We start from the raw sequence: 22,759 nt of genomic DNA, 5'->3' as shown, positions 1-22,759 counted from the left end.
CGGCAAGCCGAAACGGCCCATCCGCACGATCAAACGAAGGGACGCCCCAAAAAGTTTCGGACACGGCATGACGCACAGGCTCGCAATCTACGATATGGACCGCACGGTGACGTTCAGCGGCACCTATACCGGCTTTCTGCTGCACGTGGCGAAACGCATGGCGCCGTGGCGTCTGGCGCTGTTTCCCGGCGTGCTCCTGCTGATGCTGGCCTATGTGCTGAAACTCATCACCCGGCAGCGGCTGAAGGAGCTGAATCAGGCGCTGATGATCGGTCATAATGTCGAACGCGCCCGGCTGATGCCGCATGTGGAAAGCTATGCGGCCAGGGTGGTGGCGAAAAATGTCCGCTCAGGCGCGTTGGCGCAGATCGCGAAGGACAAGGCGGACGGGTACAGGCTGGTGCTCGCCACCGCCTCCTACCGCCTTTATGTCGAGCCGATCGCCCGGCGGCTGGGCTTCGACGCGGTGATCGCGACCGACCATCTGTCGCAGGATCTGCGTTATGTTCGCGCCAAAATCGCGGGCGAAAATTGCTACGACACCGGCAAGCTGCGGATGATCAAGGCGTGGATGGCGGCCGAAGCTATCGACCGGACGCAGGCGCATATCCGGGCCTATTCGGATCATGTTTCGGACGCGCCGATGCTGGAGTTCGCGGATGTTCCCTTCGCTTCGAACCCGCATAAGCCGCTGGCGAAGCTGGCGGCGGAGCGGGGGTGGAAGCGGGTGGATTGGGCGTAGCGGGAGCAGGGAGCGTGATAGGCGGCTCGAGATAACGTGCTCCTGCGAAGGCAAGAGCCCAGTCCAGACGGCAGAACTGGGCTCTTGCCTTCGCAGGAGCACGATGCGCCCGGGTTTCGCTAGATCACCGGCGACACCAGCGCCTCCCCCGCAAAAAAGGCGGCGAGGTTCGCCAACAGCATGTCCCGCATCCGCCCGACCGCCTCATAGGTCGCGCCGCCCGTATGCGGGGTCAGCACAACATTCGGCACATCGGCCCAACGCGCCGCGGGCGTAGGCTCGCTCTCGAACACGTCCAGCGCCGCCCCGCCAAGCCGCCCCTCGCGCAACGCCGCGATCAGCGCATACTCATCCACCAACTGCCCCCGCGCGACATTCACCAGCAGCCCTTGCGGCCCCAGCGCGTCCATCACCGAAGCATCGATCATCCCGCGATTCTCGTCGGTCGCCTTGGCCGCCACCACCATGACGTCACTGTCCCGCGCCAGCGCCGCCAGGCTTTCCGCCCGTGGCCAGCCCAGTTCCGGCTTGTCCCGCGGCCCCCACCAGCCGACCCGCATGTGCATCGCACCGGCCCGTTCCGCTAGGGCAAGCCCGATGCTCCCCATGCCGACGATCCCGATCCTGGCGCCCGCCATCGACCGGGTGAGCATCTTCGCCCCCGCCGTCCACTCGCCCGAGCGCACCTGCCGGTCACCCAGAACGATCTGCCGCCGATGGGCGAGGATCAGCCCCAGGGCATGATCCGCCACATCGGCTGCATTGGCGTCCCCCGCATGGGTCACGGCCACGCCCCGCGCCCGCGCCCAGTCGAGGTCCACCCCGTCATAGCCCACGGTGAAGCAGGCTATCAGCCGCAGCGCCGCCATCCGATCCAGCATCGCGGGATCGAGCCGGAACTCGCCCGCCGTCACCAGCACCTCGACCTCCGCCAGCCGCGCCTGCCCGCTCTCCTCCCACAAGGCCATGACGTCATAGTGCGAGGAGAGTATGTCCAGCAGCGGCGCCAGATGCGGCTGCGCCACCAGGATCAGCGGGCGCGCTTCCCTCATCCCACCGCCCGCAAGGCTTGGGCGAAGTCCGCGATCAGATCGTCCGCATCCTCGCAACCGATGGAGATGCGCACCATATTGTCGCTGATCGCCAGCGCCTTCTTGCGTTCGGCGGGCACGGACAGATGCGTCATCGCCGCCGGATGGCTCGCCAGCGTCTCGGTCCCGCCCAGGCTGACGGCCAGCTTGGCGATCTTCAGCGCATCGAGAAAGGCGAAGGCCTCCGCCTCGCCGCCCTTCAGATAGAGCGAGAAGGTCGATCCCGCGCCCGTGCAATGGCGGCGGTAGATGTCGGCTTGCCGCTCCGTCTCCGGAAAGCCGAGATAGACGACCTTCTCCACCTGCGGCTGGTCCTTCAGCCAGGCGCAGACCTTGGCCGCATTCTCGCCCGCCCGGCTCATGCGCAGCTCCAGCGTCTCCAGCGACCGCAGCAGCATCCAGGCGGAATGCGGGTCGAGGATCGTGCCGATCGTGTTGCGCATCAGCCGGATCGTGTTGATCAGCGCATTGGACCCCAGCACGCCGCCCGCGACCAGATCGCTATGCCCGCCCGCATATTTGGTGAGGCTGTAGATGACCAGATCGGCGCCATGGCTCAGCGGATGCAGCCAGAGCGGGCCCAGAAACGTATTGTCGATCGCAATCGGCGGCAGATTTGCTTCGCCTGCGAACGAAAAGTCGCGCCGCGCAACTACCGCCTCCAGATCGACCAGCACATTGGTCGGATTGGCCGGGCTTTCCAAATAGATCAGCGCCACGCGGCCCAGGCCCTTGGCCTTTTCGATCACCGCGCCGATCTCCTCCTCGGTCGCGCCTGCGGGGAAGTCCAGCCACTGCACGCCGAACTTGCCGAGGATGCGCCCGATCAGCGATTCGGTTGCGGCATAGAGCGGGGCCGAATGCACGATCACGTCGCCCGGCTGCACCAGCGCGAGCAGGGTGGTCGCAATGGCCGACATGCCGCTGGAAAAGAGCAGCGCGTCTTCCGCTTCTTCCCAGACGGACAGCCGGTCCTCGGCAATCTCCTGATTGGGGCCGTTGAAGCGCGAATAGACCAGCCCTTCGGCGCCGCCGGGGCGGATGCCGGTCACGCCTTCGAAATGCCGCTTGCCCGCCGCCGCGCTTTCGAAGGCGAAGGTGGACGTCAGGAAGATCGGCGGCTTCAGCGACCCTTCGGACAAGGTGGGGTCATAGCCATGCCCCATCATCAGCGTCGCGGGTTTCAGCTTGCGGCCTTCGATCTCCATGATCGGTTGCTTGGGGCGGCGGCGGTTGTTCGCGGGTTCCACGCCGGTGAGGTCGGCTTCGGTTTCGCCGGTCATTCTATTCTCCTGCATGTCTCTGCGGCGTCTGCTGCGCCGCTCTGATGGCAGGGAGTGTAACGCTTTTCGGGGGGAGGGGGCCAGAGCGGATTTGTTAGATTATTTCATGGAACCAAACTTAAATTACTAGGCGCTCCGTGCTCCTGCACAGGCAGGAGCCCAGTCCTGCCGTTTGAACTGGGCTCCTGCCTGCGCAGGAGCACGGAGCGTTTTGAGGCGAGGCAGCGTTGAACAAGATGACGTTTATATATTCTCATCCTACATCCTCCCCATGAACCAACGCCTACCCGAACTGCTGGAGCAATGGTTCACCTCCCGCGGCTGGACACCCCGCCGCCATCAGCGCGACATGTTGAGCGCCGCCCGATCCGGCAGCCATGCGTTGCTCGTCGCGCCCACCGGCGCGGGCAAGACGCTGGCGGGGTTCCTGCCGACCCTGACCGACCTGATCGAAAACCCGGCGGACGGGCTCCACACCCTCTATGTCTCGCCCCTCAAGGCGCTCGCCGTCGACGTCCGGCGCAACCTGCTCGCGCCGATCGAGGAAATGGGCCTGCCGATCCGCGTGGAGACCCGCACCGGCGACACTCCCTCCGATCGCAAGGCGCGCCAGCGCGCCCGCCCGCCGCAAATCCTGCTCACCACCCCGGAATCGCTGTCGCTGCTGCTGAGCTATCCCGACAGCTTCCTGATGTTCGCGAGCCTGAAGACTGTCATCATCGACGAGGTCCACGCCTTCGCCACGCAAAAGCGCGGCGACATCCTCAACCTCTCCCTCTCGCGCCTACAGGCGATCAATCCCGGTCTGCGCCGCGTCGCTTTGTCCGCCACCGTCGCGGATGTCGACGCCTATCGCGCCTGGCTCGCGCCGGACGGAGACATTGGCGCGGTCACTCCAGTCATCGGTGAGCAGGGGGCGGAGCCTCATGTCGCGATCCTCATCCCCGAAGGCCGCATCCCCTGGTCCGGCCACAGCGGCAAATATGCCGCGCGCCAGGTCATGGAGGAAATCGAGCGCCGGGCCACGACGCTGGTCTTCTGCAACACTCGTGGTCTGGCCGAACTCATCTTCCAGGAATTATGGTCGGCCAACGACGGCAACCTGCCGATCGCCATCCACCATGGCAGCCTGTCGATCGAGGCCCGGCGCAAGGTCGAGGCGGCGATGGCGGCGGGAAAGCTGCGCGCCCTGGTCGCCACTGCCTCGCTCGACCTGGGCGTCGACTGGGGCAATGTCGATTGCGTGATCCAGATGGGGGCGCCCAAGGGCAGCTCGCGCCTGCTCCAGCGCATCGGCCGCGCCAATCATCGGCTCGACACGCCTAGCGAAGCCATCCTCATCCCCGGCAACCGCTTCGAATATCTGGAAGCCCGCGCCGCCCTCGACGCGGTCGAAGCGGGCGAACGCGACACCGACGATTTCCGCCCCGGCAGCCTCGACGTCCTTGCCCAGCATGTCATGGGCCTCGCCTGCGCCGCGCCCTTCCGCGAAGAGCAATTGCTGGCGGAAATCCGCTCCGCCACCCCCTATGGCGCGCTGACGAAAGAGGCCTTCGCCAACGTCCTCCACTTCATCGAGGGCGGCGGCTATGCCCTGCGCGCTTATGACCGGTTCAAGCGGCTGACCCATGATCCTGATGGAACATGGCGCGTCTCTCACCCCCGCTTCATCCAGCAGCATCGGCTGAATGCGGGCATCATCGTCGACCAGCCGGCGCTGGACGTGCGTTTCGCCAATGGCCGCAAATTGGGCACGGTGGAGGAGGGGTTCGCCGCCACGCTCCGGCCCGGCGACAGCTTCTTCTTCTCCGGCATGGCGCTGGAGGCGGTGCGGATGGACACGACCGACCTGATCGTTCGCGCCACGTCGAAGCAGGCGCGCATTCCCAGTTGGGGCGGCACCCGCATGGCGATGTCGACGCGCCTGGCCGAACGGGTGCGCCATTTCCTGGCCGAACCCGATCAATGGAGCCGCTTTCCGGAGGATGTGCGCGACTGGCTGGAGGTGCAGAAATATCGCTCGGCCCTGCCGGAACCGGGGCAGCTTCTGATCGAGACCTTCCCCCATGAAGGGCGCCACTATCTCGTCTGCTACAGTTTCGAAGGGTGGAACGCGCATCAGTCGCTGGGGATGCTGCTCACCCGCCGCATGGACGCGCAGGGGCTGATGCCGATGGGCTTCGTCTCCAACGACTATGCGCTTGCCGTCTATGGGTTGAAGCCTGTGACCGACCCGCAAAGTCTCTTTTCCGCCGACATTCTGGACCATGAGTTCATCGAATGGGTGGAACAGTCGAGCCTGCTGAAGCGCGCGTTCCGCGACGTGGCGGTGATCTCCGGCCTGATCGAGCGCCAGCATCCCGGCAAGCGCAAGACCGGGCGGCAGGTCACCTTCTCGACCGACCTCATCTACGACGTGCTGCGCAAATATCAGCCCGACCATCTGCTGCTGAGGGCGGCCTGGGCCGATGCCCGGGCAAAGATGACCGATGTGGGGCGTCTGGGCGATCTGATCGATCGCGCCTCGGCCACGATGCTGCACGTCGATCTGGATCGGGTGAGTCCGCTCGCCGTTCCGGTCCTGATCCTCATCGGCCGCGAGCAGGTCGCCCAGCATGAGGTGGAGGACGCGCTGCTGATCGAAGCGGAAGCCCTGGTGGCGGAAGCGATGCGGACGGATTGAATGGGGTGGATAGGCGCTTCTGAAGGGGAGCACGGTGCGCCATAGGGCGAACATCAGTACCCGCCACCCACCCCTAACCCGCGATTAGCCTGATTGCGGCGCTCGACACCCAGCCGCTGGGGCAGGGGCCGTCATAGGATTGCTTGCGGTCCACCGGTTCGGAGACGCCGCAATCGGCCGGCTCCGCCGCATTGTCGGCCGGAGGCGGCGGCACGATCACCACCCCCAGCCATTTCTGGTCGAGGCTGCGGGTGCAGACCCAGGCGCGGCCGCCTTCTCCCATCCGGGCGACCTCCTTCGCGTCGGCAAAGGGGGCGGCGCGCACCGCCAGCCCCTTGGCGCCGACCCGCGCCGCCTGTCCCATCGCCCCGCAGGCGTCGAGACGCGGACCGTCCTCACCAATCGTCACCGGGCGCGTCAGGGTCGATTCCAGGCGGGTTTCAGGCACATCCTCCCGCGGTGCGCCGGCCAGGGAACTGTTGGGCAAATCCTCCAGCACGTCGCTGCTTTTGGAGCAGGCGGCGAGCATCAGGGCCAGGGCAAGGACGACACGCATAGCCGCCTGATAGACCCTGCTTCCGATGGGCGAAAGACGGCATGTTTCGCTTTAGTTTCTTGCCCCTTTTCCCTATATGCTCGTGCATGAGCGAGGAAAGTCAGAACAACCCCAACCCCAACAGCTATGGCGCCGACAGCATCAAGGTCCTGAAGGGGCTGGATGCCGTGCGCAAGCGGCCCGGCATGTATATTGGCGACACCGACGACGGTTCGGGCCTGCATCATATGGTGTTCGAGGTCAGCGACAATGCGATCGACGAGGCGCTGGCGGGGCATTGCGACCGCATCCTCATCACCCTGAACCCGGACGGCTCCGTCAGCGTCGAGGATAATGGACGCGGCATCCCGACCGACATCCACAAGGAAGAAGGCGTGTCGGCGGCCGAGGTCATCATGACCCAGCTCCATGCCGGCGGCAAGTTCGAGAACACGTCCGACGACAACGCCTATAAGGTGTCTGGCGGCCTGCACGGCGTCGGCGTGTCGGTGGTGAACGCGCTCAGCGAATATCTCGACCTCAATATCTGGCGGGACGGCAAGGAGCATTATATGCGCTTTGCCTATGGCGATGCCGTGGCGCCGTTGAAGGTGATCGGGGACGCGCCTGCGGGCAAGAAGGGGACGAAGGTCACTTTCCTGCCCTCGACCGAGAAGGTGCCCGGCGACGGCGGCACGTTCAAGAACCACACCGAATTCGATTTCGAGAAGCTGGAGCATCGCTATCGCGAGCTGGCGTTCCTCAATTCAGGGGTGCGGCTATTCCTGGCCGATGCGCGGCATGAGGAAAGGAAGGAAGTCGAGCTGTTTTATGAGGGCGGCATCGCGGCCTTCGTGAAATATCTCGACCGCAACAAGCAGCCGCTGATGCCCGATCCGATCGCGATTTCGGGTAGCCGCGACGATGTGACCATCGACGTCGCACTGGAGTGGAACGACTCTTACTATGAGAATGTCCTCTGTTTCACGAACAACATCCCGCAGCGGGATGGCGGCACGCACCTCGCGGCCTTTCGCGCGGCGCTGACCCGGACCCTCAACAATTATGCCGACAAGTCCGGCATGTTGAAGAAGGAGAAGGTGTCGCTGACCGGCGAGGATATGCGCGAGGGGCTGACCGCCATCGTGTCGGTGAAGCTGCCTGACCCCAAATTCTCGTCGCAGACCAAGGACAAGCTGGTCAGCTCCGAAGTGCGCCAGCCGCTGGAAAGCCTGATGGCCGACAAGATGGCGGAATGGCTGGAGGAAAATCCCCAGCACGGCAAGATGATCGTGCAAAAGGTGATCGACGCCGCCGCCGCCCGCGAAGCCGCGAAGAAGGCGCGGGAACTCACCCGGCGCAAGGGGGTGATGGACATCGCCTCGCTGCCCGGCAAGCTGGCCGACTGCCAGGAGCGCGACCCCGCCAAGTCCGAACTCTTCCTGGTCGAGGGTGACTCGGCCGGCGGTTCGGCCAAGCAGGGCCGCAACCGGCATAATCAGGCGATCCTGCCGCTCAAGGGCAAGATTTTGAACGTCGAGCGCGCCCGTTTCGACCGGATGCTCTCGTCCAAGGAAGTCGGCACGCTGATCCAGGCAATGGGCACCGGCATCCGCGACGATTTCAATCTGGAAAAGCTGCGCTACCACAAGATCGTCATCATGACCGACGCCGACGTCGACGGCGCGCATATCCGCACGTTGCTGCTGACCTTCTTCTACCGCCAGATGCCGCAGATCATCGAGGCGGGGCATCTCTTTATCGCCCAGCCGCCGCTCTACAAGGCGACGCGGGGCCGGTCGGAGGTGTACCTCAAGAATGAAGCCGCGCTGGAAAATTATCTGGTCGACAATGGCGTCGATTCGATGGCGCTGGAAACCACCGGCGGCATGCGTTCGGGCGAGGATCTGCGTCACCTGATCGAGCATGGCCGGCGGATGCGCGCGGTGATGCGCTATGTGCCGCGCCGCTACAATCCGGCGATCATCGAGGCGCTGGCGATCAACGGCGCGCTCGATCCGGAACTTTCGCATGACGCGCAGGCCACGCGGCTGACCACGACTGTCCAGTGGATGGATGCGCAGGATGATGAGGGGAAGTGGAGCGGCCGGATCGCGGAGGAGGGCGGCTTCCACTTCGAGCGGCTGTGGCGCGGCGTCACCGACCATCATATGATCGAAGCGGGCTTCATCGGTTCGGCCGAGGCGCGCAAGCTGCACGCCATCGCCGCCGAGGAAGCGGACAGCTATCGCACCGGTAGCCGTCTGGTGACGGCCAAGGCCGCCGCCGCCGCCGAGGAAGCGGGCGACGACGATCTGCCGGTCGCGTCCAAGGGCGCGGTGACCGTGACCCGACCGAGCGAATTGCTGGAGGCGATCCTGGCGTCCGGGCGCAAGGGGCTGGCGATCCAGCGCTATAAAGGTCTGGGCGAGATGAACGCGGAGCAGTTGTGGGAAACCACGCTGGACCCGGACAATCGTTCGATGCTGCGGGTCGAGGTCGAGCAGGCGGACGTGGCCGACGAGATCTTCACCCGTCTGATGGGCGACGTGGTCGAGCCGCGGCGGGAATTCATCCAGGATAATGCGCTGAACGTCGCCAATCTGGACGTTTAACTCATGGAGCGGGTCCGTTGCGGCTGGGCCGGGACCGACCCGCTTTACTGCCAATATCATGATGAAGAATGGGGCGTGCCGGAGCGGGATTCGCGCATGCTCTGGGAAACGCTGATGCTGGAGGGGTTCCAGGCGGGCCTCTCCTGGATCACGATCCTGCGCAAGCGGGAGGCGTTCCGCGCCGCCTTTGCCGGTTTCGATCCGGACGAGGTGGCAGCCTTTGGCCCGGCGGATGTCGAGCGGCTGATGGGCGATCCCGGCATCGTCCGGGCGCGGGCGAAGATCGACGCGACGATCCGGGGCGCGCAGATATTTTGCGAAATGCGTGAGCGGGGCGAGGATTTTTCCGCCTATGCCTGGGGCTTTGTGAAGGGAAAGCCGATCCGGAACGATGGCTTGACCTTCCCGGCGAAGACCGCGCTGTCTGAAGCGATTTCGAAGGACCTCAAACAGCGCGGTTTCAAATTTGTCGGGCCGACCATCGTCTATGCCTGGATGCAGGCGGTGGGGATGGTGAACGATCATGCGGCAAGCTGCTTCCGGCGGGGGCAGGTCGCGGCGGCGTGAGGCGGTTCTGGCTTCTGGCTTCCGCCCTGACGATGGCGGGCTGTGGCGGCGAGAAGGAAGTGCCCGCCGCGAATATCGCGCAGTCCCAGGCATCCGCGCCGATCATCATCCAGAATGAAGTGGCGAACCAAAGCGTTGAAAACGAGGCGCAAAGGGTTCCACGTGGAACAGAGGAGGAACCGGCTGCGCCGCCGCCCGATCCCGGCCGACCCGCTGAGAATCGGTATCGGGCGATCGGGACAGAGCCCTTTTGGGCTGTGACGGTGAAGGGATCGGTCGTCACATTGGAGCGACCGGACAAGGCGCCGGTCCGCTACGCCGTTTCGCGCCACGACGACGGGCGGGCCATCCGCTATATGGGCGTTGGTTTTTCGATGACCGTCACCGAAGGACCATGCAGCGACGGGATGAGCGATGCCGTCTGGTCCGACCGGGTAGCGATCGCCTTTGGCGAAGGGACGCTGAGCGGCTGCGGCGGTATGCGGGACGATCAAGCCCAGCCTTGAATTGAAGGCCGGGCTTGCCGTGCAGGTAGGCGGTTAGATGCCGCCCAGATAATCGAGCTTGCCGATCGGCACACCCGCTTGCCGCAGCAGCGCATAGGCCGTCGTCACATGGAAATAGAAATTGGGCAGGGCGAAGCCCAGCGCATGGCTGCGCCCGGTGAAGGGGAATTCGCCGCGCGGGGTCTTGAGCACCACCTCCACATCGTCCCGGCCGTCGATCCGTTCGCGGGGCACGGATTCGAGGAAGGCGATCGTCTTCGCGATCCGGTCCTGCAGATCGGCAAAGCTCTGTTCGCTGTCGGCCATCGGTACCGGATCGAGCGCGCCGATGCGGATCACCGCGCCCTTGGCGCCATCGCTGGCATATTGCACTTGGGCGGTGAGGGGGGCCATATCCTCGATCAGCCGCGCCTGCGTCAATGTCAGCGGATCGATCCCTTTTTCAGCGGCATAGGCCGCGCCCTTGTCCAGAAGCGCGGACAGGTTGCGCAGGCCCCGGATGAAGGCGGGAACGGTCAGGTCGTACAGGTCGGTGGCCACCAAGCTCTCCTCATGATGTGAGAGGCCAAGATATGGCGCCGATCGCCTCTGTCGATACCCTGCCGAAATAAAAGGACCGGCCGGCGGGCTCCATGCCGGCCGGTCAGGGGGCAACCGGATCAGGTCAGCGCGGGACGCTCGCGGGGCGCGATGGTGAAGAAGGGCATGGCATGGTGCACGATCCAGCCGATCGTCGCCGCATAAAGGATGGTGCCAAGCCCGACCGTGCCGCCCAGCAGCCAGCCGATCGCCAGCACGCCGATCTCGATGCCGGTGCGCACCCATTTGACCGGCCATCCGGTGCGGCGGCAGAATCCGGTCATCAGCCCGTCGCGCGGCCCCGGCCCCAGGCCCGCGCCGATATAGGCGCCGCCCGCAATGCCGTTGAGCACGATCCCGGCCGCCAGCCAGGCGAAGCGCAATGCGTAGCCCTCCGGCACTGGCAGGATCATCAGGCTCAGGTCCACCGCCGTCCCGATCACCACGATGTTGCAGACGGTGCCGATGCCGGGCCTTTGGCGCAGCGGCCACCAGAGCAGCAGTACGACCGCGCCGATCAGATTGACCGTCATGCCGAAACTCAGCCCCAGGCGCGGCGCCAGCCCCTGGTGCAGCACGTCCCAGGGGTCCAGCCCCAGATTGGCGCGCAGCATCAGCGCCATGGAAAAACCATAGAGGCCCAGGCCCCAGAAAAGCTGAAACAGGCGGCGGTGCATCATCATGGCGGAGGACATCGCCCGAAATGGCCTTTTACAAAACGGCCAGTATTGGGTAAGTGGCCCCTTCATTCTCTGGATTGGAACGGATTGCCATGTCCACTTCCCTGTTGCGGCCACCATCCCTTTTGCGCCTGCTGGGCGCCTGGCGCGCCGAGGACAGCGCCGAGCCCGCCTATCGCCAATTGGCGCAGGCGTTGCGGATGCTGGTGCTGGACGGGCGCGTCGGCTTGAATGTCCGCTTGCCGGGGGAACGGGAACTGGCCGCCGCGCTGGGGCTCAGCCGTACGACTATTGCCGCCGCCTTCGATCGGTTGCGCGACGAGGGATTTCTGGAAAGCCGCCAGGGGTCGGGCAGCGTCACCCGCCTGCCGCCGGGCCGGATGGAACAGACCGTGCCAGAGATCGATACGGCGAGCGGCGGCAATATCCTGAACTGGACCCATGCCGCGCTGCCCGCCGCGCCGGGCGTCGGCCGCGCCTATCAGGTGGCGGTGGAGGCGCTGCCCGCCTTTCTGGGCGAGCTGGGCTATGATCCGCTGGGCCTGCCGCCGCTGCGTCGGGCGATCGCGGCCCATTATGAGCGGCGGGGATGCCCGACGAGTCCGGACCAGATCATCGTCACCAACGGCGCGCAGCAGGGATTCTCGCTCCTGCTGCACTGGCTGGCCGGGCCGGGGGACCGGGCGGTGATCGATCATCCCACCTATCATAATGCGATTCAGGCCTTGCAGCGCGCCCATGTCGTGCCGGTGCCGGTCGGCCTGCCCGCGCAGGGGTGGGACATTGACGCGATGGAGGCGGCCTTCCGCCAGACCAGCCCGCGCTTCGCCTATATCATTGCGGATTTCCACAACCCGACCGGGCGCAGCATGGACCCGGCCACCCGCCGCGCATTGGTGACCGCCGCCGCCCGGTCGCACACGCCGCTGATCATCGACGAGACGATGGCGGCGATGGGGCTGGACAATATGCCGCCGCCGCCCGTCGCGGTGCATGATCCTTCGGGGCGGCAGGTGATCACTTTGGGTTCGGCCAGCAAGATTTTCTGGGGCGGGCTGCGCGTCGGTTGGATTCGCGCCGATCCGCAGACCGTCGCCGCGCTGGGCCGCCTGCGCACGACGATGGACATGGCGAGCCCGGTGGTGGAGCAGCTTGCCGTCGCGCATCTGATCGACGGCGACGAAGGGCTGGGCGCTCGGGCGGAGATGCTGCGCGGGCGTCGCGACCATCTTCTGGGGCTGATCGAGCGGCATTTGCCGCACTGGCGCGTCGAATCGCCTGCGGGCGGGCTATCGCTCTGGGCGGAGCTGCCGCGTGGGGAGGCGACGGCGCTGGCGGCCATTGCCGAAAGCCATGGCGTGCGCGTCGCGCCGGGGCCGCGTTTCGGCGTCAGCGGCGCATTCGAACGCTTCCTGCGGCTGCCCTTCACTTTATCCGAGGAGCAGTTGACGGCGGGGGTCGAGCGCTTGGCCGAAGCCGATGCGCGGCTGCACGCCCGCATGCCGCGAGGCCGCGATTCGCTCGCCGCGGCGTTGGAGGCCGACCGGTTGATCTGATGCGAACGCTTTTCCGGCAGGTTTTGGCCAGTTGCGGTCATTCTCAGCCGTTAAGCGCATCGTGCTCCTGCGAAGGCAGGAGCCCAGTTCAAACAGTGCGATGATCCACAGACGGCGGGACTGGGCTCCTGCCTTCGCAGGAGCACGGTGTATTTCAAGGAAAGCAGGCGGTCCGCTTCCCACCCGAAACAGCGGCGCTATGGGATATATGCAAAAAGGGCCGCGTGAAAAATCCACGCGGCCTTTTTCATCAAGCCTTGCAGCTCAGGCGGCTTATTTCGCCGCCTTGTAGCGCTCGATCGCTTCCAGCGTGATGCGGCGGGCATCTTCGGCGCCGCCCCAGGTGCCGATGCGCACCCACTTGGTCTTTTCCAGATCCTTATAGTGGGTGAAGAAATGTTCGATCTGCTCCATCACGATGCCGGGCAGATCGTCCTTTTCATCGACCTCGCTATAATAAGGGAAGGTCTTGTTGTCGGGCACGCAGACCAGCTTTTCGTCGCCGCCGGCTTCGTCTTCCAGATTCAGCACGGCGATCGGGCGGGCGCGCACGACCGACCCCGGCACGAAGGGCGAGCGGGCGATGACCAGCGCGTCCAGCGGATCGCCATCGGGCGACAGCGTGTGCGGCACGAAGCCGTAATTCGCCGGATAGCGCATTGGCGTGTGCAGGATGCGGTCCACGAACAGCGCGCCCGAAGCCTTGTCGAACTCATATTTGACCGGCTCGCCGCCGACCGGAACCTCGATGATGACATTCAGGCTGTTGGGCGGATCGTCGCCAACGGGGATCAGTTCGATATTCATGAGACTACAAGCCTTTGTAAACGCGTTGGTCTTTGCGGGCGGTTATGTTTTCGGTTTCAGCAGCCGATCGAGACTGCCTTCACCCTCTCCCATTTTTTCGAGGCGCGGATAGCGCAGGCCGCCGGAATAAGCGAGGCTCAAAGTGCGATAATATTTGTCCTGCTTTAGTATGATCTGGAGCGGTTTGCCGGACTTGATCGCGGCCTTGAACACATCGCCCGAATATTCGTCGCCATTGATCGCGACGATCTTGGAACCGATGGCAAGGCCCGCCTTGAAGGCTGGGCTGTCCCAGACGACGTTGCTGATCTCGCCGTCATTCTTGACGATCATGCCGATGCCGAAGCTCTGGTCGGTGAATTTGCCCGAACCCTCGGCCGCCTTGGTGATGGCGCCGGGCGTGTCGCCATAGACCAGCTTGTAGCCGCCCAGCGTGAAGCCGCCCTTGGGCGTCTCCCTGGTCGTGCTGTCGACATATTTCTGGAAGAAGCCCGTCCAGTCATAGGGCGCGACCGCGTTCAGCGTCTTGATCACGTCGCCGCGATTATAGACGACCTGGCCCCAATCGCCGGGATTGATGCCGAAAAACGCCTGGGCGAAATCGTCGAGGCCCTTGGCGCCCTTGGTCTGCTGGCGGATGATCGCGTCCGCCTCCAGCCAGATCATCAGGCCTTCATTGTAATAATCCTCGGACCGCTGCCAGCTCGACCAGCCCTTGGGGCGGCGGGCGGAGATGATCGGGTCGTGGGTGGTGTCCTCCATCGGCCGCCATTCGCGGCCCCGCGTGGTGTCGAGCTTGGCGGCGATATGGGCGTAGGCGTCCAGCGTCTCCTGCTTGGAAAAAAGCCCCGAACGCGCGCCCAGCACATAGCCCCAGAATTGCGTCTGACCTTCATAGACCCAGAGCAGATTGTCCTGCATCGGCACGTTGAAATCAGGCGTCCACAGCAGGTCCGGGCGGCGGAACTTGCCGTCCCAGCTATGGGTGAACTCATGCGGCAAGAGGTTGCGGTCCAGCAGCGCCTCGCCATCGCCCCATTTCTTGAAATAGCCCGGCTCGACCTGATTTTCGGAAGAGCGGTGATGCTCCAGCCCGATGCCGCCCATCTCGTCGGTGATGGCGAACAGGAAGTCATAATGGTTGAAATGATAGGTGCCGAACAGCGCGCCCGCTTCATCGACCAGCTTCTTGTGATGGGCGATCTGGTCGGGTTTGGCGTCCAACTCGTCGGCATCGTCCGCGACGATGTTGAGCGTCACATTATGGCCGAGGTCGACCGGCTTGAAATAGAGGCCTGCGAACACCGGCGAATCCTGCAAGGCTTCATAATCGATCGTCTCATAGGCGACGGTCGATCCGGTCTTCTTGCCGCGCAGCGCGGTCGCGGCCTGCCAGCCGTCCGGATAGGTGACGGTCGCCTGGATCGGAATCTGGCGGGTATAATAGCCCGCCGGATAGAGCGACACCGACTCCCACTGGATGTTCAGCATCTTGGGCGTCACCACGACGCGGCCCTGATTGGGCTGGGTGGCCGAGAGGAACTGGAAGCTTGCGACGACCTGTTTCGTCCCCTGCGGCACGTCGATCACAAAGCCATAGACGTTGAGCGGATCGCGCTTCCACGCCAGCGGCTTGCCGTCGGCGGTGAAGGTGAGGCCGGTCAGCTTCTCGATCTGCCCGCGTGGCGCATGATTGCCCGGCAGCCATTGCGGCATCAGCAGCGTCATCGGCCCGGCGGCGGCGACGGGGATGGTTTCCTTGACGCGGAAGATGCGCTGCACCGTGTCGGTGGCGTCGACCTCCAGTTTGATCGTGCCGCCGGGATAGGGGGCGTCCTTGGGCGTCGGCGCGGCATTGTCGACCGGCAGCGCCGTGGGTTTGGAGCGGATCGCATCCTGCGCGATCAGCGGGGTTGCGATCGCCGTGGAAAGGAAAAGGGCGGCAGCAAGGCTGCGGATCATGAACGTCTCCGAAAAAGCGTGCGGTCGAACGACCGTATAACAGCAGCATGGCGAGCCATTCCGCTCTCGTCCACCCCCAACTCTTCTTGGCATATTGCACGACAAAAAAGCGCGTTTCCTTGCGGCGTCTTTATCGTTAAAGGCGCTCCCCCATGGCGAAGATCGAAACCCCGCGTCCGGTACGCGGCACGCAGGACATGCTGGGCGGCACGAGCGAAGCGTTTCAGGAACGTTTCGCGCATGTGGTCGCGACCTTCGACCGGGTGCGCAGGCTCTACGGCTTCCAGCGGGTGGAAGTGCCGGTGTTCGAATCGACGGCGGTGTTCGCCCGTTCCCTGGGCGAAAGCACGGACGTCGTTTCCAAGGAAATGTACACGTTCGAGGATCGCGGCGGCGACAGCATCACCCTGCGCCCGGAATTCACGGCAGGCATTTCCCGCGCCTATATCACTGAGGGTTGGCAGCAATATGCGCCGCTGAAGGTCGCGACCCACGGCCCGCTCTTCCGCTACGAGCGCCCGCAAAAGGGCCGTTTCCGCCAGTTCCACCAACTCGACGCCGAGATCATCGGCGCGGGCGAGCCGGGCGCGGACGTGGAACTGCTGGTGCTGGCCGACCAGTTGCTGCGCGAACTGGGCGTGTCGGAAGGCGTGACGCTCAATCTCAACACGCTGGGCGACGGGCCAAGCCGCGAAGCCTGGCGCGCCGCGCTGATCGCGCATTTCGAGGCGCATAAGGACCAGCTTTCGGAGGAGAGCCTCGATCGCCTGCACCGCAATCCGCTGCGCATCCTAGACAGCAAGGACCCGCGCGACCGCCCGGTGGCGGACAGCGCGCCGGACATCGACGCCTATCTGACGGACGAAGCGCGCAGCTTCTTCGAGAAGGTGACGGCGGGTCTCGACGCGGCGGGCGTGGCGTGGGAGCGCAATGCCCGGCTGGTGCGCGGCCTCGATTATTACCGCCACACCGCGTTCGAGTTCATCACCGACCGGCTCGGCGCGCAGGGCACGGTGCTCGGCGGCGGGCGCTATGACGGGCTGATCGAGAATCTGGGCGGTCCCTCGACCCCGGCGGTCGGCTGGGCGGCGGGGATCGAGCGGCTGGCGATGCTGGTGGATATGCCGGAGATTGCCGGCCCGGTCGTGGCGGTCATTCCCATGGGCGAAGCGGCTGAGGTCAAGGCTACCGGCATCGTGGCCGATCTGCGCCGCGCCGGGATCGCCTGCGACATGGGGTATCGCGGCAATATGAAGAAGCGGATGCAGCGGGCCAATGCTTCGGGCGCGGCATGGGCGGTGATCCTGGGCGATGATGAACTGGCGCGGGGCGAGGCGGCTTTACGCAATCTCGGCACGGGCGAGCAGGAAGCCGTTGCCTTGGACGCCTTGATCGGGAAGCTGACGGCCCTCTGATGCATATCTCCGCCGAACGCATCGCGCAGATCGAGGCGCGCCGGGACGAAGTGCAGGCGTCGATGACGCGCGCCGACCTCGCGCCGGAAGAATTTGTGCGGCTGTCCAAGGAATATGCCGAGATCGAGCCGGTAGCCAAGGCCGCTCATGAAGTCCGCCGTCTCCGTCAGGAACTGGGCGCGCTCGAATATATGGCGGGCGGCGAGGATGCGGATTCCGATCCGCTGATGCGTGAAATGGCGCAGGAGGAGATGCAGCTCATCAAGGGCAAGCTTCCCGACGCCGAACGCGCCCTTGCGCTCCAGCTTCTGCCCAAGGACGCCGCTGATGCGCGCCCGGCCATGCTGGAAATCCGCGCAGGCACGGGCGGCGACGAAGCGGCGCTCTTCGCAGGCGACCTGTTCCGCATGTATCAGCGCTATGCCGACGCGCAGGGCTGGAAGATGGAACTTATCTCCGCCAACGCCTCCGAAGTCGGGGGCTATAAGGAAGTCGTCGCCAGCGTCACCGGCATCGGCGTGTTCGCCAAGCTGAAGTTCGAGAGCGGCGTCCATCGCGTCCAGCGCGTTCCCGCCACCGAAAGCGGTGGGCGAATCCACACTTCGGCGGCCACGGTCGCGGTGCTGCCGGAACCGGAGGAGGTCGACGTCCAGATTGCGGACAGTGACCTCAAGATCGACATCTATCGCGCTTCGGGGGCGGGCGGTCAGCACGTCAACACGACGGACTCCGCCGTGCGCATCACCCACTTGCCCTCCGGAATCGTGGTGACGCAGCAGGACGAACGATCGCAGCACAAGAACAAGGCCAAGGCGATGCAGGTACTGCGCGCCCGCATCTACGAAGTGGAGCGCGAGCGCGCCCAGAGCGAACAGGCGGGCGCGCGCAAGGCGATGGTCGGATCGGGCGACCGGTCGGAGCGCATCCGTACCTATAATTTTCCGCAAGGCCGGGTGACGGATCACCGCATCAACCTGACGCTGCACCGCCTGCCGGAAATATTGGAAGGGCCGGGCCTGTCCGAAGTCATCGACGCGCTGGTGGCGGAGGATGAAGCCGCCCGCCTTGCCCAACTGGACGGCGTGGCGTGAGCGCATTCGGCCCTGTCGAGCATCGTCATCCCCGCGAAGGCGGGGATCCATCTCCGGACGCCGCATCTGGTCGCAACTGATGGGAGATGGATCCCCGCCTTCGCGGGGATGACGGATATGGATATTCCCGCCGCCCTGCGCACAGCAACCGAGCGCCTCGCCCCCATCAGCGCCACCCCGCGCCTCGACGCCGAACTGCTCCTGGCCCACGCGCTGGAGATCGACCGTAACGACCTGCTGATGCGCCAGCGCGACTTGACCGTCCCGCCCGGTTTCGAATCCCTGATCGACCGCCGCCTGACCGGCGAACCCATCGCCTATATCACCGGCACCCGCGATTTCTGGACGATCAGCCTGCACGTCACGCCCGATGTCCTCATCCCCCGTCCGGACAGCGAAACGCTGATCGAAGCCGCCATCGACCATTTCGGCAGGCGGAGCCCCGCCCGCATCCTCGACCTCGGCACCGGTTCCGGCGCGCTGCTGCTCGCCGCGCTCAGCCAATGGCCGCAGGCGAGGGGGGTGGGGGTGGACATTTCTCCCGCCGCCCTCGCCGTGGCGCAGGGCAATGCCGATCGGCTGGGCCTCAGCGAACGGGCCGCCTTCCGGCTGGGCAACTGGGCCGAAGGGCTGGACGGCCCCTTCGACCTGATCCTCATCAACCCCCCCTATATCGCCCGCGACGTCGCGTTGACGGGCGACGTCCTCCATGAACCCGAAGGCGCGCTTTTCGCAGGGGCGGAGGGGCTGGACGACTATCGCCGGATCGCGCCGATGCTGCCGCGCCTGCTCGCATCGGACGGCATCGCCGCGATTGAGATCGGCTATGATCAGCGCTTTGCCGTCTCGGCCTTGCTTGCCGATCAAGGACTTAGCGTGTCGCTGCGCCGCGATCTGGCCGGGCATGACCGCTGTCTGGTCGCGGCGCCGGCGCGCCCGGCCTGACCGGACGAAGGATTTGCGCTTCGACAAGCTAAAATTGCTTGGTTTATGGCATGGAAGCCACTACATGGGGCTTAGGGACGGCACTATCCTGAGGATCTGCCCTGTGGGGCCGCGACAAGAAAAGGCCGTTTTCCCGCTCCTTCAAAGTCACGACGGCGCTGCTGCGCAAGCGCCGCTGGCAGGCAAGGGCATGGGCCGGTTGTGCGGCCCCTGTCCGGCGGAGCCTTACCCGGCCTGACTGTTCAGGCTGAGCTTTGAGGATGGCGACTGAACAGTGTTTTCAGTGAATGATGGCAAAGTGAACGCAAGGATCAGCTCTTGATCAACAACAGGCAGGCCGGTCGCCGGAATCGCGGCCGGAACAACAATGGTGGTCGTCCCAATGGTGGCAATCGGGGCGGTGGCGACAATGGCAACCGGATTGACAACCGCGCGCGCGGCAATGCGGCCCAGCTTCTTGAAAAATACAGGAATATGGCGCGCGACGCCCAGATGGCGGGCGATCGGGTGAATGCGGAATATTATCTGCAGTTTGCCGACCATTATTTCCGCGTCCTGGCCGACAACCGCGCCCGGCAGGAGGAGCAGCAACAGCGCTTCCGCCCCCGCGATGAGGGCTTCGACGATAATTTCGACGATTTCTACGCGGGCGATGAAGGCGGCGAGGACATTCGCGCCGATCAGGCCCCCGATCGCGGGCAGGATTTCGAGCGCCGCCGTGACGAACCGCGCGACTATCGTGAGGGCCGGAACGACCGCAACCGGCGCGACCGCAATGAGCGCAACGATCGGAATGATCGCAATGACCGGAACGACCGCCGTCGCGAGCGTCCGCCGGTAGAGGAAACGGTGGCCGAGGAAGCTGTGGAACAGCCCCGGCCCAAAGCGGCCCCCGAACGGAAGCCCGCGCCCGAGCCGGTCGCCGCCGCGCAGCCTGCTCCGGAAGCCCAGCCCGAAGCCGCCGAGGCGCCCCGCGCCCGCCGCGGCCGTCCCCGCAAGACGGCGGTCAAGGATGAGGAACAGGGCGGTCTGGACCTCGCCGTGCTGCCGCCCTCGATCGGGCGCGCCGACAATGATGCCGAGCCTGTCGAGGAAGCGCCGCGCAAGCGCACGCGCCGCGCCCGGCCTGCGGCTGAAGCGGCCGAATAAGTCTCTATCCCGCTTGATGGCGGGATGAGGCATGAAAAAGGGGACAGTGCTGCCGCGCTGTCCCCTTTTTTCATGGCCGTGCGGCGAAGGATCAGGCACCGGGCAGCGGACGCGGCCGGTGATTTTCATCGAGCGCGACGAAGGTGAACAGGCCGCTCGTCAGTTCGACCGTCTCCCCTTGCCGTCCCCGTGTCGCGATGACGTCGATCCGGATGGCGACGGACGTCCGTCCCCGCCGTTCCTCATGGGCATAGACCGACACGATGTCGCCCAGCAGGATTGGGGCGATGAACGTCATGCTCTCGATCGCCACCGTCGCGACGGCGCCCTGGGCGATCCGCGTGGCCACGATGCCGCCTGCAATATCCATCTGGCTGAGCACCCAGCCGCCGAAGATATGCCCGTTGGTGTTGATGTCCGTCAGGTGCGGCACCACACGCAACACCACTTCGCCCCTCTGTTCAGTCATCAGCGGAAACCTCATCTTTCATCCGGTCGAGGACCTGTTCGTCATGCCCCGTCCCGCTCGACAGAAATGCCAGCGCCATCAAACCCGTCCCCAGCATGAAGGTCAACCAGACGCCCAATATCGTCGCGATGATCATGTGGATCGGCATCGGACCGGCCCACCAGCGTAGGAAGAGCAGCGCCGCCGCCACGCATAGCGCGCCGCCCAGCGCCATCCACCCCATGATGCGGCGGAATCGCCGCCATGCGGTCCTGGCAATCTCTGGATCATCAAGGGCTTGTTTGCGCGTCATCCCTTTCCTTTGGGGTGTGAAAGTGGGATCATCAAGGGACTGAGGCATTTAGTCGGCAGGGAGGGAGATGGATCATGACGATCGCGGCGATTTTGCAACGCAAGGGACAGGATGTCGTCCAGGCGCAATCGAGCGACACGGTCCTGTCCGTGGTGCAATTGCTGGCGGAGCGGCGGATCGGCTGCGTGCCGGTGGTGGACGACGGCAAGGTGGTCGGCATCTTCTCCGAGCGCGATCTGGTTTATCGCGTGGCGCATGAAGGGGCGGCGGTGCTGGAGCGTCCGGTGGGCGAGATCATGACCGCCCCGGCCATCACCACGGACGACCATACGCCCGTCATCCATTGCCTGTCGCTGATGACGAAGCGGCGCATCCGGCATCTGCCCGTCGTGGTCGACGGCACGCTGGTCGGGCTGGTGTCGATAGGGGATCTGGTGAAGTTCCGCATCGATTCGATCGAATCGGAAGCGGCCGCCCTGCGCGACTATATCCAGACGGCCTGACCCGTCTCAGGCGGGCGCTTCGACCGGCGGCGCCCGCCGCGCGACCAGCGTGACCAGTTCCATCAGCGTCCCCCGCGCGCACAGAATCAGGGCGGCCAGAAAGGCGAGCCCGCCCGCCGGAACCAATATCCCCAGCCGAATCGGCGCGGCGAGGGGTGGCAGGATTCGGTCGACCGCCATCACTGCCCCAGCCATCAACAGGGAACAGCCAAGCCCCGGCGCCGCCGCCCGCATCAGGTCGATCAGCCGCAGCCCCATCGGCGCGCCCGCCAGCCGGGCGGTGATCAGCGTCAGAATCGGTAAAGCGCCAAACCACGCCCAGGCTAGCCCGATCGCCCCGAATCGAATCCCGATGAAGAAGGCGGTCGGCATCAGCACAGCGCCCACCGCCGCGACCCGCGCCGTCGTCCCCGGCCGGCCCAGCGCATTGCTGACCGGCGCGAACATCACCTGCAACGTCATGAACGGCATGGCGAGGGCGAGAATCGCGACGAAGGGCGCCATGTCCCGCCACTTCGCGCCGAACAGCGTCTCGACCAAAGGCCCTGCCGTCGCCGCCATGCCCAGATAGACCGGGCAGGAAATCAGCAGCAGCAGCCGCACCGCCTTGCAGAAGGACCATGCGATTCGCGCCGGGTCCTTCTGCATCCGCGCATAGGCGGGAAAGGCGACGTCGTTGAGCGGCGGGATGAATTTGCTGACGAAGATCTGCGTCAGGAACAGCGCCTCGGCATAAAGGCCCAGTTGATGCGGCTCCAGCACGCGCCCGCCGATGAAGATGTCGGCCTGACTCTGCACGATCCAGAAAAGCTGCCCGCCCAGCAATGACGCGCCATAAGCCACCATCGCCCCGGTCCCGCGAAAATCGAAGCTGGGAATCGGCAGGAACCCGGTCGCCAGCACATAGCCTATGCCCTTGACCCAGAAGCCCGCGATCGGCGCGAACACCAATGTCCACACGCCCCAGCCCGACAGCGCCCCGGTCAACGCCACCGCCGCCGAAGCGATGGCCGCGATCAGGTTGACCAGCGCGGGCCGCCGGAAGTCCATCGCCCGGCCCATGATCGCCTCGGGAATCGAGATGAAAGGCGTCGACAGATAGAGCAGCGCCTGCACCCGCAGCAGTTGGGCCACCATCGGCTGGTCGTAATAGCTGGCGGCCAGCGGCGCGATCGCCAGTTGCGCCAATGCCAGCCCGCCGTTCAGCAACAGCATGATGCCGAAGGCCTGCCGCAATTTATGGGTCTCTATCGTCTCCGACTGGACCAGCGCGCTCACCAACCCATAGC

Annotated in this window: 21 protein-coding genes (1 of these 21 cut by a window edge); 11 read left to right on the top strand and 10 right to left on the bottom strand. The window is 65.2% G+C overall.

The window, feature by feature from the left end; all coding sequences use genetic code 11:
* Positions 1–67 precede the first annotated feature (67 nt).
* On the top strand, positions 68–742 hold the full coding sequence (locus HUK72_RS11840) for an HAD family phosphatase (RefSeq protein WP_176596943.1): 675 nt from the start codon (positions 68–70) through the stop codon (positions 740–742).
* Between the two features lie 119 nt (positions 743–861).
* Here the strand turns inward: HUK72_RS11840 and HUK72_RS11835 are convergent, their stop codons facing one another.
* Both HUK72_RS11835 and HUK72_RS11830 read right to left on the bottom strand, forming a co-directional pair.
* A complete protein-coding gene (locus HUK72_RS11835; RefSeq protein ID WP_176596942.1) occupies positions 862–1,794 on the bottom strand; it encodes a 2-hydroxyacid dehydrogenase in 933 nt (310 codons plus the stop codon).
* A complete protein-coding gene (locus tag HUK72_RS11830; protein ID WP_176596941.1) occupies positions 1,791–3,116 on the bottom strand; it encodes a cystathionine gamma-synthase family protein in 1,326 nt (441 codons plus the stop codon). The genes HUK72_RS11835 and HUK72_RS11830 overlap by 4 nt, the downstream gene beginning before the upstream one ends.
* A 271-nt stretch (positions 3,117–3,387) precedes the next feature.
* On the opposite strand from HUK72_RS11830, the gene HUK72_RS11825 reads away from it, so the two are divergent.
* The gene (locus HUK72_RS11825) at positions 3,388–5,799 is read left to right on the top strand and encodes a ligase-associated DNA damage response DEXH box helicase (RefSeq protein ID WP_176596940.1); all 2,412 of its coding nucleotides are present in this window, start codon (positions 3,388–3,390) and stop codon (positions 5,797–5,799) included.
* 73 nt (positions 5,800–5,872) lie between these two features.
* Here HUK72_RS11825 and HUK72_RS11820 read toward each other — a convergent pair whose 3' ends face one another.
* Complete coding sequence (locus tag HUK72_RS11820) at positions 5,873–6,355, bottom strand: hypothetical protein (RefSeq protein WP_176596939.1); 483 nt, start codon at positions 6,353–6,355, stop codon at positions 5,873–5,875.
* A gap of 86 nt (positions 6,356–6,441) precedes the next feature.
* Here HUK72_RS11820 and gyrB point away from each other — a divergent pair, with 86 nt between their 5' ends.
* From gyrB to HUK72_RS11805, 3 genes are read left to right on the top strand one after another with little or no spacing between them, the layout of a single operon-like run.
* On the top strand, positions 6,442–8,949 hold the full coding sequence (gene gyrB / locus HUK72_RS11815; protein WP_176596938.1) for a DNA topoisomerase (ATP-hydrolyzing) subunit B: 2,508 nt from the start codon (positions 6,442–6,444) through the stop codon (positions 8,947–8,949).
* 3 nt (positions 8,950–8,952) lie between these two features.
* Positions 8,953–9,516, top strand: a complete 564-nt coding sequence (locus HUK72_RS11810) for a DNA-3-methyladenine glycosylase I (protein WP_176596937.1) — start codon at positions 8,953–8,955, stop codon at positions 9,514–9,516.
* Positions 9,513–10,022: a membrane-like protein gene (locus HUK72_RS11805; protein ID WP_369805947.1), complete on the top strand. Its 510-nt coding sequence runs from the start codon at positions 9,513–9,515 to the stop codon at positions 10,020–10,022. The genes HUK72_RS11810 and HUK72_RS11805 overlap by 4 nt, the downstream gene beginning before the upstream one ends.
* 33 nt (positions 10,023–10,055) lie before the next feature.
* Here HUK72_RS11805 and HUK72_RS11800 read toward each other — a convergent pair whose 3' ends face one another.
* Together HUK72_RS11800 and HUK72_RS11795 are read right to left on the bottom strand one after the other, a co-directional pair.
* On the bottom strand, positions 10,056–10,562 hold the full coding sequence (locus HUK72_RS11800; protein WP_176596936.1) for a DUF1993 domain-containing protein: 507 nt from the start codon (positions 10,560–10,562) through the stop codon (positions 10,056–10,058).
* A 119-nt stretch (positions 10,563–10,681) separates the two neighbouring features.
* Positions 10,682–11,284, bottom strand: a complete 603-nt coding sequence (locus HUK72_RS11795; protein ID WP_176596935.1) for a YitT family protein — start codon at positions 11,282–11,284, stop codon at positions 10,682–10,684.
* A gap of 89 nt (positions 11,285–11,373) precedes the next feature.
* Between HUK72_RS11795 and HUK72_RS11790 the strand changes: the two genes are divergently transcribed.
* Positions 11,374–12,837 (top strand): PLP-dependent aminotransferase family protein, encoded by a 1,464-nt coding sequence (locus tag HUK72_RS11790; protein WP_176596934.1) that lies wholly within the window; start codon positions 11,374–11,376, stop codon positions 12,835–12,837.
* A 273-nt stretch (positions 12,838–13,110) separates the two neighbouring features.
* On the opposite strand, the gene ppa is transcribed toward HUK72_RS11790, so the two are convergent.
* Positions 13,111–13,644, bottom strand: coding sequence for an inorganic diphosphatase (gene ppa, locus HUK72_RS11785; RefSeq protein WP_046762033.1), 534 nt, complete (start codon positions 13,642–13,644; stop codon positions 13,111–13,113).
* A 42-nt stretch (positions 13,645–13,686) separates the two neighbouring features.
* A complete protein-coding gene (locus tag HUK72_RS11780; RefSeq protein ID WP_176596933.1) occupies positions 13,687–15,606 on the bottom strand; it encodes a M61 family metallopeptidase in 1,920 nt (639 codons plus the stop codon).
* A gap of 152 nt (positions 15,607–15,758) precedes the next feature.
* Here HUK72_RS11780 and hisS point away from each other — a divergent pair, with 152 nt between their 5' ends.
* The 4 genes from hisS to HUK72_RS11760 all read left to right on the top strand — a co-directional run bounded on the left by hisS (position 15,759) and on the right by HUK72_RS11760 (position 20,206).
* Complete coding sequence (gene hisS / locus HUK72_RS11775) at positions 15,759–17,021, top strand: histidine--tRNA ligase (RefSeq protein ID WP_176596932.1); 1,263 nt, start codon at positions 15,759–15,761, stop codon at positions 17,019–17,021.
* Positions 17,021–18,112, top strand: a complete 1,092-nt coding sequence (prfA, locus tag HUK72_RS11770) for a peptide chain release factor 1 (protein ID WP_369805946.1) — start codon at positions 17,021–17,023, stop codon at positions 18,110–18,112. The genes hisS and prfA overlap by 1 nt, the downstream gene beginning before the upstream one ends.
* 117 nt (positions 18,113–18,229) lie before the next feature.
* The gene (gene prmC / locus HUK72_RS11765) at positions 18,230–19,057 is read left to right on the top strand and encodes a peptide chain release factor N(5)-glutamine methyltransferase (RefSeq protein WP_176596931.1); all 828 of its coding nucleotides are present in this window, start codon (positions 18,230–18,232) and stop codon (positions 19,055–19,057) included.
* Between the two features lie 318 nt (positions 19,058–19,375).
* Positions 19,376–20,206, top strand: a complete 831-nt coding sequence (locus HUK72_RS11760; protein WP_176596930.1) for a DUF4167 domain-containing protein — start codon at positions 19,376–19,378, stop codon at positions 20,204–20,206.
* A gap of 91 nt (positions 20,207–20,297) precedes the next feature.
* Here the strand turns inward: HUK72_RS11760 and HUK72_RS11755 are convergent, their stop codons facing one another.
* Positions 20,298–20,675 (bottom strand): acyl-CoA thioesterase, encoded by a 378-nt coding sequence (locus HUK72_RS11755; protein ID WP_176596929.1) that lies wholly within the window; start codon positions 20,673–20,675, stop codon positions 20,298–20,300.
* Positions 20,668–20,967 carry a hypothetical protein gene (locus HUK72_RS11750; RefSeq protein ID WP_176596928.1) on the bottom strand — a complete coding sequence of 100 codons (300 nt, stop codon included), beginning with the start codon at positions 20,965–20,967 and terminating at the stop codon, positions 20,668–20,670. The genes HUK72_RS11755 and HUK72_RS11750 overlap by 8 nt, the downstream gene beginning before the upstream one ends.
* Before the next feature lie 74 nt (positions 20,968–21,041).
* Between HUK72_RS11750 and HUK72_RS11745 the strand changes: the two genes are divergently transcribed.
* Positions 21,042–21,470, top strand: a complete 429-nt coding sequence (locus HUK72_RS11745; protein ID WP_176596927.1) for a CBS domain-containing protein — start codon at positions 21,042–21,044, stop codon at positions 21,468–21,470.
* A 6-nt stretch (positions 21,471–21,476) separates the two neighbouring features.
* Here the strand turns inward: HUK72_RS11745 and HUK72_RS11740 are convergent, their stop codons facing one another.
* Positions 21,477–22,759: the 3' portion of a lipopolysaccharide biosynthesis protein gene (locus HUK72_RS11740; RefSeq protein WP_176597831.1), read on the bottom strand. Its footprint extends 205 nt past the window's final position; only the last 1,283 of its 1,488 coding nucleotides appear in the window; its start codon lies off the right edge, out of view — the gene reads right to left on this strand; it ends in the stop codon at positions 21,477–21,479.

Source organism: Sphingobium sp. 15-1, from assembly GCF_013375535.1.
Lineage (GTDB): Bacteria > Pseudomonadota > Alphaproteobacteria > Sphingomonadales > Sphingomonadaceae > Sphingobium > Sphingobium aromaticivastans.
Note: the sequence above shows the minus strand (reverse complement) of the source record. Positions and strands in the feature narration are given on the sequence as shown.